At 34.6% G+C, this 16,989-nt stretch carries 14 protein-coding genes; all 14 read left to right on the forward strand.

The genetic code is table 11. The features are described from left to right. Positions 1–2 precede the first annotated feature (2 nt). On the forward strand, positions 3–1,691 hold the full coding sequence (locus tag B7R67_RS08355) for a DAK2 domain-containing protein (RefSeq protein ID WP_088069389.1): 1,689 nt from the start codon (positions 3–5) through the stop codon (positions 1,689–1,691). 599 nt (positions 1,692–2,290) lie between these two features. After that, positions 2,291–2,953: an L-serine ammonia-lyase, iron-sulfur-dependent subunit beta gene (sdaAB, locus tag B7R67_RS08360; RefSeq protein WP_088069391.1), complete on the forward strand. Its 663-nt coding sequence runs from the start codon at positions 2,291–2,293 to the stop codon at positions 2,951–2,953. A gap of 17 nt (positions 2,954–2,970) precedes the next feature. Next, complete coding sequence (gene sdaAA / locus B7R67_RS08365; RefSeq protein WP_088069393.1) at positions 2,971–3,852, forward strand: L-serine ammonia-lyase, iron-sulfur-dependent, subunit alpha; 882 nt, start codon at positions 2,971–2,973, stop codon at positions 3,850–3,852. Next, a complete protein-coding gene (gene recG / locus B7R67_RS08370; RefSeq protein ID WP_088069395.1) occupies positions 3,852–5,900 on the forward strand; it encodes an ATP-dependent DNA helicase RecG in 2,049 nt (682 codons plus the stop codon). Before sdaAA ends, recG begins: the two co-directional genes overlap by 1 nt. A 101-nt stretch (positions 5,901–6,001) precedes the next feature. Beyond that, positions 6,002–6,571 (forward strand): transcription factor FapR, encoded by a 570-nt coding sequence (fapR, locus tag B7R67_RS08375; protein WP_088069397.1) that lies wholly within the window; start codon positions 6,002–6,004, stop codon positions 6,569–6,571. Between the two features lie 14 nt (positions 6,572–6,585). Further along, the gene (plsX, locus tag B7R67_RS08380; RefSeq protein ID WP_088069399.1) at positions 6,586–7,584 is read left to right on the forward strand and encodes a phosphate acyltransferase PlsX; all 999 of its coding nucleotides are present in this window, start codon (positions 6,586–6,588) and stop codon (positions 7,582–7,584) included. Positions 7,585–7,597: 13 nt separating this feature from the next. Beyond that, entirely contained in the window at positions 7,598–8,548 is a 951-nt protein-coding gene (gene fabD, locus B7R67_RS08385; RefSeq protein ID WP_088069401.1) for an ACP S-malonyltransferase, read from the forward strand. Further along, a complete protein-coding gene (fabG, locus tag B7R67_RS08390; RefSeq protein WP_088069403.1) occupies positions 8,542–9,285 on the forward strand; it encodes a 3-oxoacyl-[acyl-carrier-protein] reductase in 744 nt (247 codons plus the stop codon). The genes fabD and fabG overlap by 7 nt, the downstream gene beginning before the upstream one ends. 67 nt (positions 9,286–9,352) lie before the next feature. Next, positions 9,353–9,586, forward strand: a complete 234-nt coding sequence (gene acpP, locus B7R67_RS08395) for an acyl carrier protein (RefSeq protein WP_025568936.1) — start codon at positions 9,353–9,355, stop codon at positions 9,584–9,586. 94 nt (positions 9,587–9,680) lie between these two features. Further along, positions 9,681–10,424: a ribonuclease III gene (gene rnc, locus B7R67_RS08400; protein WP_088069405.1), complete on the forward strand. Its 744-nt coding sequence runs from the start codon at positions 9,681–9,683 to the stop codon at positions 10,422–10,424. 113 nt (positions 10,425–10,537) lie between these two features. Continuing rightward, positions 10,538–14,110 carry a chromosome segregation protein SMC gene (smc, locus tag B7R67_RS08405; RefSeq protein ID WP_088069407.1) on the forward strand — a complete coding sequence of 1,191 codons (3,573 nt, stop codon included), beginning with the start codon at positions 10,538–10,540 and terminating at the stop codon, positions 14,108–14,110. A 14-nt stretch (positions 14,111–14,124) separates the two neighbouring features. Next, a complete protein-coding gene (gene ftsY / locus B7R67_RS08410) occupies positions 14,125–15,123 on the forward strand; it encodes a signal recognition particle-docking protein FtsY (RefSeq protein ID WP_088069409.1) in 999 nt (332 codons plus the stop codon). A 167-nt stretch (positions 15,124–15,290) separates the two neighbouring features. Beyond that, positions 15,291–15,623, forward strand: coding sequence for a putative DNA-binding protein (locus B7R67_RS08415; RefSeq protein ID WP_088069542.1), 333 nt, complete (start codon positions 15,291–15,293; stop codon positions 15,621–15,623). A 16-nt stretch (positions 15,624–15,639) separates the two neighbouring features. After that, the gene (gene ffh / locus B7R67_RS08420; RefSeq protein ID WP_088069411.1) at positions 15,640–16,983 is read left to right on the forward strand and encodes a signal recognition particle protein; all 1,344 of its coding nucleotides are present in this window, start codon (positions 15,640–15,642) and stop codon (positions 16,981–16,983) included. Positions 16,984–16,989: the final 6 nt, after the last annotated feature.

A 16,989-nucleotide genomic window follows, 5' to 3' on the forward strand; every position in this document is an offset into this window, starting at 1 on the left:
TTGTGTCGATAAAACGTATTGACGGTAAATTATTTGCAGATATGGTGATTCAAGGGGCAAATAATTTAACGAAAAATGTAAAATTTGTAGATTCATTAAATGTATTTCCAGTGCCGGATGGTGATACTGGTACGAATATGAATCTTTCGATTACTTCTGGTTCAAAGGAAGTAAAAGAAAAACCAAATAGTCATGTAGGTAAAGTTGGACAAAGCTTTGCAAAAGGCTTATTAATGGGTGCTCGTGGAAATTCTGGTGTTATCCTGTCTCAGTTATTTAGAGGTTTTTCTAAATCAATTGAAACAAAAGAAACAATTTCAACTGCTGAATTTGCTCAAGCTCTTGAAGCTGGTGTTGAGACAGCGTATAAAGCTGTAATGAAGCCAATTGAAGGAACAATCTTAACAGTAGCAAGAGAAACAGCAAAAAAATCAGTTGCAATTGCGAAAACACATGAGGAATTTATTCCTTTTCTTGAAGAAACAATTGCTGAAGCAAAGGCATCCTTAAATCGTACACCAGATCTACTTCCTGTACTAAAGCAAGTAGGGGTAGTAGATAGTGGTGGTCAAGGACTTGTACTTGTATATGAAGGTTTCTTGGCATCATTAAAAGGTGAAGAAATTTCGTTGGAAGGTGCAGAAGCGGCACTTTCGCTTGAAGAGTTAGTAGAGGCTGAGCATCGAAATGTTCAAAGTATGCTAAATACTGAAGACATTATTTATGGATATTGTACAGAATTTATGGTGAAATTTGAACAAGATAAATTACAAAAGCACCCTTTTGACATCGATACTTTCCGTAAAGAATTAAGTGCTTGGGGAGATTCATTATTAGTTGTTGCTGATGATGAAATTGTAAAAGTTCATATTCACGCTGAATATCCAGGAGAAGTTTTCAATTTAGGTCAACGTTTCGGAAGCTTTTTAAAACTAAAAGCGGAAAATATGCGCGAACAACATTCTAACTTACTACATGAAGAGGTTTCAAATGATTCTCCTTCTAAAAATGAGTCTGTTAAAATAACTGAAAAACAAGAGTTTGGAATTGTTACAGTAGCAATGGGTTCAGGTATTAAAACATTATTTGAAAGCATCGGTGCTACTGTAGTGATCGAAGGCGGTCAAACAATGAATCCAAGTACAGAGGACATTGTAAAAGCGATTGAACAATGTAATGCAAAAAATGTCATTGTACTTCCGAACAATGGGAATATAGTAATGGCTGCTGAACAAGCTGCATCAGTTGCAGAATGTAATGTTGCTGTTGTTCCATCTAAAACTGTTCCTCAAGGAATGACTGCTTTATTATCATTTAATCCAACTGCTTCGTTAGATGAAAATAAAGAAGGAATGAAAGAGGCATTATCGACAGTAAAAACTGGACAAATAACATATGCTGTAAGAGATACTGAAATTGATGGTGTAGAAATTACAAAAAATCATTTTATGGGTATTCTAGAAAGCAAAATTATTACAACTGACGCAGATCAGCTAGAAGCTGCAAAAAAATTATTATCAAAAATGATCGATGAAGACTCAGAAATTTTAACAATCTTATACGGTCAAGACGTTTCAGAAGAAGAAATTACAACATTAGTTGAATTTGCAGAAGAAAATTTTGATCACGTTGAAGTTGAAGTTCATAATGGAAATCAACCATTATATTCATTTATATTTTCAATCGAATAATAAAAAAAAGAAGAAGTGATGATGCTTCTTCTTTTTTTATTGTATTGAAATGGGAAAAACAGAAAAGACAGGGATAATAGATAGGACAGAAGTTATATTATAATCTAAAGTCTTTTAAGATCTTTCCTTTCCTTGTTCCTGCACTTAAGGAAAGAAATTAATAATGAATTTTATATGAGTATTTTAGATGTTTAAAGAAACACTTTCATATTTAAAGAAGTTGAATGGAATGGAAGGATGCTCGACTCCTATGGGAAATGCGGGAAGGCTGAGACCCCGCAGGAACGAACGTGACGAGGAGGCTCAGCTCACGCCCCATGGAAAGCGAGTATCCTGCAATGGAACTAAACAATCACAATACTTAATTACAAACAATTTTTAACTAACAAAAAAGAAGAAGTAATGAGACTTCTTCTTTTTTGTGTTAATTATTTAGATACTATTGTAAAATATCATAGAAGTCTTATGAATTTCGTATTACACTATAAGATGGACATTGTTATGTCTTTAATTCCATTTTTTTATATAGATGTTTTGATTTAACAATAGAAAAACTATATATAATTACGCTTTTACAATAACGTAATGGGGGAAACGTGATGAAATATAAAAGTGTTTTTGACATTATTGGTCCAATTATGATTGGTCCATCAAGTTCACATACAGCGGGAGCAGCTAAAATCGGTCGTGTAGCAAGAAATCTTTACGGAAAAGAACCAAAGAAAATCGTAATTTCATTATACGGTTCATTCGCTAAAACATACCGCGGACACGGTACAGACGTTGCACTTATTGGTGGGTTATTAGATTTTGATACTTTCGATGAGCGTATTCGAGAATCATTAAACATAGCAAATCAAAAAGGAATGTCTGTCGAATTCATCGAAGAAGATGCCGTAACTGAGCATCCTAATACAGTGAAAATTTCAATTGTTGATGATGAACAACCATTCGAATTAGTCGGTATTTCAATCGGTGGCGGTAAAATTGAGATTATTGAGTTAAACGGATTTGAATTAAAACTTTCAGGCAATTACCCTGCAATCCTAGTTGTTCATAATGATCGTTTTGGATCAATTGCAGGTGTAACAAATGTTTTAATGAAATATGCAGTGAATATTGGTCACATGGAAGTTTCACGTAAAGAAGTAGGACAAATTGCATTGATGGCAATCGAAGTTGATCAAGACTTAGATGAAAAAATATTACAAGAAATTGAATCATTACCACATATTATTCGTGTTACGAAAATGGTTGATTAAGGAGAGGGGGACAAAAAATGTTTAAAAACGTAGCTGAATTAGTAGAACTAGCTGAATCGAAAAACGTTAAAATTTCAGAAATAATGATTCAACAAGAAATGCTCTTTACTGGAAGAAGCCGTGAAGAAATCATTGGGAAAATGGAACAAAATCTTGTTGTTATGGAGAAGGCAGTCGAAAGAGGTTTAGCAGGGGTGCATTCACCAACAGGATTAACAGGTGGAGACGCAGTGTTACTTCAAAACTACATTGCCAAAGGAAACTACCTTTCTGGTCATTTACTTTTAGATGCTGTAAGTAAAGCGGTTGCGACAAACGAAGTTAATGCGGCAATGGGTACTATTTGTGCAACACCAACAGCAGGTTCTGCTGGAGTAGTTCCAGGAACACTTTTTGCAGTAAAGGAAAAATTAAATCCTTCTCGTATGCAAATGATTGAGTTCCTATTTGCATCAGGAGCTTTTGGGTTTGTAGTAGCGAATAATGCATCGATTTCAGGTGCAGCTGGAGGATGTCAAGCAGAAGTTGGTTCGGCAAGTGGGATGGCTGCAGCTGCGATCGTAGAAATGGCTGGAGGAACGCCAAGTCAGAGTGCAGAAGCATTTGCCATTACTTTAAAAAATATGCTTGGATTAGTTTGTGATCCTGTTGCAGGTTTAGTAGAGGTACCATGTGTTAAACGTAATGCTATGGGTGCTGCAAATGCAATGGTTGCTGCAGATATGGCTTTAGCAGGAATTACAAGTCGTATCCCTTGTGATGAAGTAATCGATGCAATGTATCGAATTGGTCAAACAATGCCATCTGCTCTAAGAGAAACTGCTGAAGGAGGATTAGCGGCTACGCCAACTGGACGTGAATTGGAAGCAAAAATATTTGGTGTTTCGCTAAAAAAATAGTGAGTATTGAACTTGATCAAAAAATATCTATATTAAGTGGTGTAGGTGAGGAAACCGAAGCACAGTTAAATGATATGGGTATTTATACTATCAATGACTTAATTGAATATTTACCGTATCGATATGAAGACTATCGAAATAAAGATTTATCAGAAGTGAAACATGAAGAGCGCGTGACAGTCGAGGGGATTGTTCATAGCGCTCCTCTTCTTCAATATTTTGGTAAAAACAAATCACGTCTAACATTTCGAGTACTAGTCGATCGATATTTAATTACAGTTATTTGTTTTAACAGACCGTATTATAAAACGAAATTAAATTTGAATGAACAAGTGACTGTTTCAGGAAAATGGGATCAACATAAACAAACGATCACATTAACCGACCTAGTTTTTGGTACCCGTACCGATAACCATGAAATTGAACCCGTTTATTCAATAAAAGGGAAAATGTCAGTTAAAACAATGCGTAAATTTGTTGAGCAGTCTTTTAAAAAATTTGGTCATTTAATAAATGATTTAATTCCTAATGAGTTCATTCAAAAATATAAACTGTTAAATCGTGCAGAAACAATGAGGTTGTTACACCACCCAATCGATGCAAATAGTTTAAAACAAGCTAGAAGAAGCTTTGTTTATGAAGAGTTTTTTCTTTTTCAATTAAAAATGCAAGCACTTCGAAAAATTCAGCGGAATCAATCAAAAGGTATTCCAAAGGTATTAAACCAAAACAAAATACAACAACTAATCCAATCCTTACCATTTCCACTGACAAATGCTCAAAATAGAGTTGTACAAGAAATTTTCAATGACTTAGAAAGTCCACATCGAATGAACCGCTTATTACAAGGTGATGTTGGTTCAGGAAAAACCGTTGTCGCTACAATTGCCTTATACGCATGTGCTCTTGATGGTTACCAAGGTGCTCTAATGGTGCCGACAGAAATACTAGCTGAACAACATTTTGAATCTCTGGCAAAAATGTTGCTACATACAGACATTCAGGTTGAACTTCTAACTAGTTCGGTTAAAGGGAAAAAACGCCGTGAAATTTTAGAACGGTTGAAAAACGGTGATGTACATATATTAGTTGGTACTCATGCTTTGATTCAAGACGAGGTTCAATTTAATAAACTGGGTATAGTTATTACGGATGAACAGCACAGATTTGGTGTTGGCCAACGAAGAGTTTTAAGAGAAAAAGGTTATTATCCGGATGTTTTATTTATGACTGCAACACCTATTCCGAGAACATTAGCAATAACTGCGTTTGGGGAAATGGATGTTTCGATTATTGATGAATATCCTGCTGGCCGAAAGAAGATTGAAACGTATTGGGTCAAACAAGAAATGTTTGAGCGTGTTTTGGATTTTATCGGTAAAGAAATTAGGAATTGTAGACAAGCATATGTAATATGCCCGCTGATTGAAGAGTCAGAAAAACTAGACCTACAAAACGCGTTAGACTTACACAGTGTGCTATCTTTTCACTATAAAGATCAGGCGAAAGTCGGATTGATGCATGGAAAACTATCTTCTAGTGATAAAGATGATGTGATGAAGGCATTTGCCGCTAACGAGGTTCAAATATTAGTATCAACGACAGTAGTAGAGGTAGGAGTAAACGTACCAAATGCAACAGTAATGGTGATTTATGACGCCGATCGATTTGGACTATCACAATTACATCAGTTAAGAGGTCGAGTCGGACGAGGTTCTGAACAATCGTATTGTATTTTAGTTGGGGATCCAAAAAGTGAAGTAGGCAAAGAACGACTAACAATCATGACGGAAACAAATGATGGGTTTGAGCTATCCGAAAAAGATTTAGAATTAAGGGGACCGGGAGATTTCTTTGGGAAACAACAAAGTGGGGTACCTGAATTCAAAATGGCTGATATGGTACATGACTATCGTGCATTAGAGGTTGCACGGAACGATGCAACAATGCTAGTTAATTCGGATGTTTTTTGGAAAGCTAATGAATATCAAGGGTTAAGAATCTATTTAGAACGAACAGGAATATTTGATTCAGAAAAATTAGATTAGTACTAGGTATTAAAAGTTTGTAAAAAAATATTGAATTATATGGGTTTTTAATATAAACTGTATTTAATACCTGGTCACAAATTAGTATAGAGGTATGTATTATGAGAAAAAGAAATAAAAGAGATCGTCATGAATTGTTAAAAAAAATTATACAAGAAAATCCGTTTATTACAGATGAAGATTTAGCAAGTCAATTATCTGTTAGCATACAAACTATTCGTCTTGACCGTCTTGAATTATCAATTCCTGAGTTAAGAGAACGGATTAAAAATGTTGCCACTCAGCAATTAGAAGATGTAAAATCACTTCCGGTTGATGAAATAATCGGTGAAGTTATTGATATTCATTTAAACGAAAGCGCTATTTCTATATTTGATGTTAAGGAAGAGCATACTTTTAGTAGAAATGGAATTGCACGAGGACATCACTTATTTGCTCAGGCTAATTCTCTAGCAGTTGCAGTTATTCACGATGATTTAGCACTAACGGCTAAATCAAATTTTGTTTTTATTAAACCGGTAAGAACGAATGATCGAGTAATTGCCAAAGCAAAAGTATTACCGCAAACAGGAGATCCGAAACGCAAGACTGTTGATATCAATGGCTACGTTGAAAATGAACATGTATTCCATGGTCTTTTTGAAATGTATCACCGAAGTATTGAAGAATAGGAAGTGAAAAAAAGATGAAATTAGCAATCGATGCAATGGGTGGAGATCATGCACCAAAAGCAATTGTTGAAGGCGCGATGCTTGCAGTTGAGAAATTAAATGATATACAGATTACTTTAATTGGTGATGAATCTAAAATTAAACCATTCTTAACGAATGATAAAAATATAACGATTATCCATACAGACGAAGTAATTGAAGGTACCGAAGAACCAGTAAGAGCTGTTCGTAGAAAGAAGAACGCTTCGATGGTATTGATGGCAAATGAAGTAAAAGAAGGAAATGCCGATGCTTGTATTTCAGCTGGAAACACAGGTGCGTTAATGACTGCTGGTTTACTAGTTGTTGGTCGTATGGAAGGTGTTGAAAGACCAGCACTATCTCCTACTATGCCTACATTAGATGGAAAAGGATTTGTATTTCTAGATGTAGGTGCAAATGTCGATGCCAAAGCGAATCACTTATTGCAATATGCTATTATGGGATCCGTATATGCTGAAAAAGTAAGAGGAATTAAAAATCCAACGGTTGGTTTATTGAATGTTGGAACTGAAGATAAAAAAGGCAACGAATTAGCAAAACAAACATTTCAATTACTTAAAGAAAGTGATTTGAATTTTATTGGTAATGTCGAAGCAAGAGACTTAATGAACTCGGTTGCAGATGTAGTCGTTACAGATGGGTATACTGGTAACGTAGCTTTAAAAGCGATTGAAGGTACCGCTCTTGCAATGTTTTCATTAATTAAAGATGCGATGCTTACTAATTTTACATCGAAGCTTGCAGCAGCTGTTTTAAAACCGAACTTAAAAGGTGTTAAAAAGAAAATGGATTACTCAGAGTACGGTGGAGCAGCATTATTTGGCTTAAAATCACCTGTTATTAAAGCGCATGGAAGCTCTGATGCTCAAGGGATTTTTAGTGCAATTAAGCAAACACAAACGATGGTTGAACACAATGTTGTTAAACTAGTAAGTGATCACATGGAGAAAAATATCGAATCAAACGCATAAGGGGGTCACTCCATTGGGTAAAGTGGCATTTATTTTTCCTGGACAAGGATCACAAAAAGTTGGAATGGGTAAAGATTTAGCTGAAAGTTTTAAAGAGTGCGGTTCTATTTTTGAAACTGCAAATGAACAAGTTGGTTTTAACCTATCTGATATTATTTTCAATGGAAATGATGAAGAATTAACTGTTACATATCATGCTCAACCTGCAATTTTAACAACTTCAATTGCTATGCTTGAGAAAATTAAAGAAGCTGGAATTAAACCAGACTATGTTGCTGGTCATAGCTTAGGAGAATTTACTGCACTTGTTGCCGCAGAAGCTATCTCATTTGAAGATGGTGTAAAACTTGTTCATAAACGTGGACAATTAATGGAACAAGCAGTACCAGTTGGTCAAGGTGCTATGGCGGCTGTATTATTTTTTGCTCCTGAAAAAATTGAAGAAGTTATTTCTGAAGTAAATAAAAAAGGTCATTCAGTCGGTATTGCTAACTATAATTCTCCTACTCAAGTGGTAATTACTGGGGATGCAGAAGGTGTTCAAATCGCTTCTGGTTTAATTAAAGAAGCTGGTGCGAAACGCGTATTACCTTTAAAAGTAAGTGGACCTTTCCATTCTTCATTAATGCAACCTGCAAGTGAAGAATTCCAAAATGAACTAAATAAAATTAATGTGAATGATTGTGCTACTCCATTAATCTCTAATGTAACTGCAAATGTAATAACAGATGCAAATGATATTAAGGAATTATTAGTTAAACAATTATTCTCTCCGGTAAAATGGAATCAATCGATACAAGAACTTGTTGAGCTTGGTGTTGACACATTTGTTGAAATTGGTCCTGGTAAAGTATTAACAGGATTAGTAAAAGCAATCTCTCCTTCAGCGAAATTAGTAAATGTTTATGATGTAGAAACATTAAACCAATTTTTAAATGAATGGGAGGAAATGAAAACATGTTAAATGGTAAAGTTGCTTTAGTAACAGGTGGATCTAGAGGGATTGGAAAAGCAATCGCTTTATCCCTAGCGAAGAACGGTGCAAATGTAGTTGTAAACTATTCAGGAAATGAAGCAGCAGCTCAGCAAGTGGTGGAAGAAATTACTGCACTTGGCGTTAAAGCAATTGCATATAAAGCAAATGTTTCAAATAGTGAAGAAGTTGCAACGTTAGTAAAAAATACTGTTGATGAATTTGGTAGTATTGATATACTAGTAAACAATGCAGGTATTACAAGAGACGGTCTATTATTACGTATGAAAGATTCAGATTGGGACGATGTAATTGATACGAATTTAAAAGGCGTATTCAATTGTATCAAAGCCGCAGCTAAGTTCATGTCTCGTCAACGTAACGGTCGTATTATTAACATTAGTTCAGTTGTAGGACAAATTGGTAATCCTGGACAAATGAATTATGTTGCAGCAAAAGCTGGTGTATTAGGTTTAACGAAAACAGCTGCAAAAGAATTGGCATCTAGAAATATTACAGTCAATGCAATTGCACCTGGATTTATTGAAACTGATATGACAAATGAATTAAATGAGCAAATTAGAAACCAAATGTTAGCTAATATACCATTACAATCTTTTGGACAACCAGAAGACATTGCACATGCAGTAGTATTTTTAGCAATGGATGCTAGTCGTTACATTACAGGTCAAACAATTAATGTTGACGGTGGTCTTGTGATGATTTAGTTTGGCGTTTGCCACATTTTTATGTATAATGCATAAGTAGACTATCTTTGGGGGGAGGTGAATAATAATGCAAGACGTATTAGAGCGTGTATCAAAGATTATTGTTGACCGTTTAGGTGTCGAAGAATCTGAGATCCAAATTACAAGCCGTTTCAAAGAAGATTTAGACGCAGACTCATTAGATGTTGTTGAGTTAGTAATGCAATTAGAAGATGAGTTTGAATTAGAAATTTCTGACGAAGATGCTGAAAAAATCGTCACAGTTGGTGATGTTGTGAACTACATAGAGAGCAACATGTAATGAGAAAAGTCCCGTATTTTGTACGGGACTTCTCATCATTTTCTTGACTAGTAGGTTTAGCAGCATATCAAACTGCTTTTAGTAGGAGGTAAATATGCCGCATTCAAGAAGAGTAAGAGAATTTAAACTATCAGATATTGAAAAAGAAAAATTTGTAAAATTACAAAAGCAAATAAATAGTAAGTTTAATGATGAAAGTTTGCTTATTCAGGCATTTACACATTCATCCTATGTGAATGAGCATCGAAAAAAACCATATGAAGATAACGAAAGACTAGAATATTTAGGAGATGCAGTTTTAGAATTAACTGTTTCGCAATATTTATTTCAAAAATATAGTACGATGAGCGAAGGCGAGCTGACAAAATTACGTGCTGCAATCGTTTGTGAACCATCACTTGTGAAATTTGCAAATGAATTGAATTTTGGTCAATATATTTTATTAGGCCGCGGAGAAGAAATGACAGGCGGTAGAACTCGACCTGCACTTCTTGCAGACGTTTTTGAAGCATTCATCGGATCATTATATTTAGATCAAGGACTTCAAACAGTTATAAACTTCTTATCTCTACATATTTTTCCAAAAATAAATGATGGTGCTTTTTCGCATGTGATGGATTTTAAAAGTCAATTACAAGAATTTGTACAAAGAGATTCTACTGGCTCGATTGAGTATAAGATCCTTCAAGAAAAAGGACCAGCTCATAACCGTGAATTTGTTTCGAAAGTATTATTAAACGGTGAAACTTTAGGAATCGGTAGTGGAAGATCAAAAAAGGAAGCTGAGCAACACGCAGCTAAAGAAGCTTTATTAAAACTTAGAGAGTCAAGTAAGTAGATTTTAAGATGAATCTAGTAGAAACTTGTCGTATAATCAATTAAAATGACGAATTCCCCCTTTTAAGGGGGAGTTTTTGTGTATATAATTAAATCAAAAAAGGGGGAATTCAGTTGTTCCTCAAACGACTAGATATAATTGGATTTAAATCATTCGCTCAGCGAGTTTCAATAGATTTTGTAAAAGGCGTTACAGCAGTTGTAGGACCAAATGGAAGCGGTAAAAGTAATATAACAGATGCCATCAGATGGGTTTTAGGTGAACAATCAGCAAAATCATTACGTGGAGCAAAAATGGAAGATATCATTTTTGCTGGTAGTGAAGGAAGAAAGCCATTAAATTATGCAGAAGTTACGCTTACATTAGATAATGGGGATCAGCAACTACCTTTAGAATTTAGTGAAGTAAGTGTGACGAGGCGTGTGTATCGTTCCGGTGATAGTGATTTTTATATAAATAAACAATCATGCCGATTAAAAGATATTGTTGATTTATTTATGGATTCTGGACTTGGACGAGAAGCATTCTCTATTATTTCACAAGGGAAAGTAGAAGAAATCTTAAGTAGCAAGCCTGAAGAACGAAGAGGTATATTTGAAGAAGCTGCAGGTGTATTAAAATATAAAAACCGAAAGAAAAAAGCTGAAGCGAAATTAAATGAGACGCAAGAAAACTTAAATCGAGTGGATGATATTTTATTTGAATTAGGTGCTCAAATTGAACCATTAAAAATCCAGGCGTCTATTGCAAAAGAATACATAGAACATAGAGATGAATTAGAAAAAGTTGAAGCAGCCCTTTTAGTATATGAAATTGAATCACTTCATCAAAAGTGGGAACAGTTAAAACAAGAAATTGCTCAAAATTCTGATTTAGAAATTGCATTATCTACTGAAATTGCAACAGAAGAATCAAAGCAACACGAATTACAAGAAAAATTAAATGCTTTAGATGAATCAATTGATCAATTACAACAAGTACTATTAACAGTTACAAAGAACTTGGAAAAATACGAAGGTCAGAAAGAACTAATGAAGGAACGTAAAAAAAATACGTCCAATCAATCTGAACAATTAAGAAAACAAGTCGATGAAGTGACTGAGCAAATAAATGAACTAGAAAAATTAATTGCAGTTGAAAAAGAGGAAAAAAATTCGACAAGTCAAAGTGTGAACAAGACTAAAAAAGAAATCATCCAAGTCCAAGATGAAATTACTTCTTTTGAAGGTGACATTGAAGAACAAATTGAAATGATCAAATCGGACTATATTGAACTGTTAAATAATCAGGCTTCAATTAATAATGAAAAAACAATGCTTGAAAAGCAACTTGAACAATTTTCAGTAAAATCAAGTCGATTAGACCAAGAAAATGAAAAATATATCCGTCAAAGAGAGCAATTACATCTAAAAAAATCAAATTTACTTGAAGAAAAAAATAAATTTGATAGAAAGCTACAAGAGTTAAATGCTAAATATGATGAATTGACTCATAAACTAGAGGGAATTACAGCATCTTTAAAAGAAAAAGAGGAACTCTTATATAAAGCATATCAATTTATTCAACAAACTAAATCTCGTAAAGAAACGCTAGAGGAGCTTCAAGAAGATTTTGCAGGCTTTAATCAAGGTGTTAAAGAAATTTTGAAAGCTCGAGGAACAAAGCTTGAAGGGATTAAAGGTGCAATTGCTGAACTTATTACAACAAACAAAGAATATGAAACTGCAATTGAAATCGCACTTGGAGCTGCAACTCAACAGATTGTCGTTCAAAATGACGAACATGCTAGAAGAGCAATTCAATTTTTAAAACAGCAACGTTTAGGACGAGCTACTTTTTTACCTATGAATATTGTTAAAGCACGTACAATTCCAGCAAATGTAGTTGATGGTTTGAAAAGAAATCCATCTTTCATAGGAATCGCATCTACATTAGTAAGCTATTCGAATGAATTTGAACAAGTAATTCAAAATCTACTTGGTACTGTATTAATAGCACAAGACTTAAAAAGTGCAAATGAGCTTGCGAAGCTTGTGGGACATCGCTATCGATTCGTTACGCTAGATGGAGATGTAGTAAATCCAGGCGGTGCGATGACTGGTGGAGCAGTCCGTACTACAAACGCATCACTTATCGGTAGACAAAGAGAACTAGAAGAAATAACGATCAAACTAAAAGATATGCAAGAAAAGACTAGTTCAGTAGAACGTGAAGTTCAAACACTTAAAACAGCTAAACAAGAAAAATCACTAGAGTCTCAAAAGTTAAATGATGAAATTCAAAACGATAAACAATTATTTGTTTCAATAATGGAACAGTTAAAAAGTATTGAATTTGAAGAAAGAAATATAAATGACGCTTTAGCAATTTATGATTTAGAAATGGGTAGTTCAGCAAGTGATCAATTGAGAGTTAAAGATCGACTTGAAGAGTTAATTTCATTAAACACGCAAGTGAAAAGTGAAATTATGACGAAAGAACAGAAGATCAATGAACTGACTGAGCGTAAAAATAATCAAAAAGAAATTAAAGATAAATTACAATCGAAATTAACAACTCTTAAAATTTCTTTAGCTCAGGAAGAGCAAAAACTAAATTATAGTAATGAGAGAATTCGTCAATTTGAAGAAAATTCGATAAAACAAAAGCAGCTTCTAGAAGAAACGAAAGAAAAAATAATATTCTTGTCTAGTGAACTAATGACAAATGAAAATGGTAAGGAAGAACTTGAAAAAATGATTTCAAGTACGCGCCTTGAATTTTCGAAAACAACTGAAATTATTTCTAAACGTCGAGAAGAACGTATTGCTTTTCAAACAGAGCTAGAAGATTATGCTCAGTCTTTACGCGAAAAACAACGCCAATATAAGTCTCTTTCTGATTTATTGAAACAACAAGAAGTTAATAGTAATCGTTTAGATGTTGAACTAGAAAATCGTTTAGAACAGTTAAACATTGCGTATATGACTACTTATGAAGCGGCAAAAATGAAATATGTGTTAGAAATGAGCGTTGAAGATGCAAGAAAACGAGTGAAACTGTTAAAACGTTCGATCGAAGAGTTGGGAACTGTAAATATTGGAGCAATTGAAGAATATGATCGAGTTTCAGAACGACATGATTTCCTACAAGAACAAAGAACAGATTTAAATGAAGCAAAAATCACACTTTATAATGTGATTAGTGAAATGGATGAAGAAATGACGAAACGCTTTGAAACGAGCTTTAGAGCAATTCGTGAAAAATTCCAAGTCGTCTTTACACAGTTATTTGGTGGAGGGCGTGCTGATTTAGTTCTTACGGATGAAGATAATTTATTATTAACTGGTGTCGACATTGTTGCACAGCCTCCAGGTAAAAAGCTTCAAAACCTTGGATTACTATCAGGAGGAGAAAGAGCGCTTACTGCAATTGCGTTACTATTTGCCATTTTACAAGTACGTCCTGTTCCATTCTGTGTACTTGATGAAGTGGAAGCTGCATTAGATGAAGCGAATGTAGCTCGTTTTGCAAAGTTCTTAAAATATTTTAGTGAAGAAACACAGTTTATTGTTATTACTCACCGTAAAGGAACAATGGAAGAAAGTGATGTACTATATGGTGTTACGATGCAAGAATATGGTGTATCAACACTAGTATCCGTTCGATTAGATGAGGGTGAAGCACTACTTGCGAATGAAAAATAGAAAGGTTGGATGACATGAGCTTTTTTAAGAAGTTAAAAGAAACGATCTCAAAGCAAACTGAGACAGTTACTCAAAAATTTAAAAGTGGATTAGAGAAATCAAGAAGTAATTTAACTGAAGGATTAAATGAATTATTTGCTAAATACCGTAAAGTGGATGAGGATTTCTTCGAAGAACTAGAAGAAATTCTGATTATGGCGGACGTTGGTGTCAACACGGTAATGGAATTAGTAGAAGAATTAAAATTAGAAGTAAAAAGAAAAAACATTCAAGATCCTAAAGAAGTTCAAGAAGTTATTTCTGAAAAATTAGTTGAATTATATAAAGGTGACGATCGATCAGACGATTCATTTGAATTAAATATGAATCCTGACGGTCTAACGGTTGTATTATTCGTAGGTGTTAATGGTGTAGGTAAGACAACTTCGATTGGTAAAATTGCTCATAAATTAAAATCGGATGGAAAGAAAGTGCTACTTGCAGCTGGAGATACATTTAGAGCTGGTGCAATTGAGCAACTAGAGGTCTGGGGAGAGCGTGTAGGAGTTGAAACGATTAAACAAGGTGAAGGTTCAGATCCAGCAGCAGTAATGTATGATGCAGTACAAGCTGCAAAGGCACGTAAAGTAGATGTATTACTTTGTGACACAGCGGGACGTTTACAAAATAAAGTAAACTTAATGAAAGAGTTAGAAAAAGTACGTAATGTGATTGCAAGAGAAGTACCTGGTGCACCACATGAAGTTTTACTAGTAATTGATGCAACTACAGGACAAAACGGTCTAGTTCAAGCAAAAACATTCTCAGAAGCAACGAATGTGTCTGGAATCGTATTAACAAAATTAGATGGAACTGCTAAAGGTGGAATTGTTTTAGCAATCCGAAATGAACTAAAAGTTCCAGTAAAGTTCGTAGGGCTTGGTGAAAAAATGGACGATCTACAACCATTCCAAGCAGAACAATTTGTATATGGACTTTTTGGAGACATGATGAAAGAGCAGGAAGGCCAGTAATTGTAGGAAGGGCAGAGAGCAATAACTAATTCTCTGCAATCCTTTTATATTCTTGCTTTTAGTCCCTTAAAGCAAAATTGCTTGACAGGGTAAAATGTTTTAGGTAAACTAGCATATGTAAAGGCAATTCACTTAACAAGGGAGTGATAGTTTTGGCAGATCATACGATGTTAGATAAGACGATGAGAATTAACTATCTATATGATTTTTATCAATCTCTTTTAACTCCTAAACAACAAAGCTATATGTCATTATATTATTTGGATGATTATTCTTTAGGTGAGATTGCGGAAGAGTTTAGCATTAGTAGACAAGCGGTTTATGACAATATAAAACGTACAGAAGCTATGCTAGAAGAGTATGAAGAGAAATTATTACTTCTAAAAAAATTTCAACAACGAAATGAACTTTTAAATGAATTGAAATCTTTTTCCGAAAAGGGTAAAGTTGTAGATGACGAGTTCCTTCGAGTAATCGATGCGTTAGAGAAATTAGAATAATAAGGAGGACGGTTTTATGGCATTTGAAGGATTAGCCGACCGACTTCAAAAGACATTACAAAAGGTTCGAGGCAAGGGTAAAGTATCGGAATCTGATGTTAAAGAAATGATGAGAGAAGTACGTCTTGCTTTACTTGAAGCGGATGTTAACTTTAAAGTTGTTAAAGATTTTGTGAAACGTGTTTCTGAACGTGCTGTTGGTCAAGAGGTATTACAAAGCTTAACACCTGGTCAGCATGTTGTTAAAGTAGTTCAAGAAGAGCTTACGGCATTAATGGGTGGAGAACAAAGCAAAATTGCTGTTGCGAATCGCCCACCGACTGTTATTATGATGGTTGGTTTACAAGGTGCTGGTAAAACAACAACGACCGGTAAATTAGCTAATTTATTACGTAAAAAGTATAATCGTAAGCCACTATTAGTTGCAGCAGATATTTATCGCCCTGCAGCGATTAAACAGCTTCAAACTTTAGGTAAACAATTAGATTTGCCAGTATTTTCATTAGGTGATCAAGTAAGTCCGGTTGAAATTGCGAAACAAGCAATTCAACACGCAAAGGATGAGCATCTTGACTACGTTCTAATTGATACAGCAGGTCGTTTACATATTGACGAAGGTCTAATGGAAGAGCTAGACCAAATTAAAGAGCTAGCAAAACCAGAAGAAATCTTCCTTGTCGTTGATGCAATGACAGGACAAGATGCAGTCAATGTGGCACAAAGCTTTAATGATCAACTAGGATTAACTGGAGTCGTACTAACGAAGCTTGACGGCGACACTCGAGGCGGTGCAGCTTTATCGATTCGTGCAGTTACAAATACTCCAATTAAATTTGTTGGTCTTGGTGAAAAACTAGATGCAATTGAGCCGTTCCATCCAGAACGAATGGCATCACGTATTCTAGGTATGGGTGATGTGCTTACTTTAATTGAAAAAGCACAAGAATCTGTAGACCAAGAAAAAGCAAAAGAAATGGAACAAAAATTAAGAAATGCATCTTTCACTTTAGATGATTTCTTAGATCAACTTTCACAAGTTAAAAAAATGGGACCACTTGGTGATATTTTAAAAATGATGCCAGGTGCTAACAAAATTAAAGGATTGAATGATCTGCAAATTGACGATAAACAAATCGCTCATGTAGAGGCAATTATTCAATCGATGACAAAACAGGAAAAGCTTACACCAGACATTATTAACTCTAGTCGTAGAAAACGTATTGCTAAAGGTTCTGGGCGTCCTGTTCAAGAAATAAACCGTTTGTTAAAACAGTTTGAAGAGATGAAAAAAATGATGAAAATGATGGGCGGCATGCAAAAAGGGAAGAAGAAAGGCTTTAAGTTTCCGGGCTTATTCTAAAATTTT

Origin of the sequence: Gottfriedia luciferensis, from assembly GCF_002156865.1 — a bacterium.
In the GTDB taxonomy this organism is placed as follows: Bacteria; Bacillota; Bacilli; order Bacillales; family Bacillaceae_G; genus Gottfriedia; species Gottfriedia luciferensis.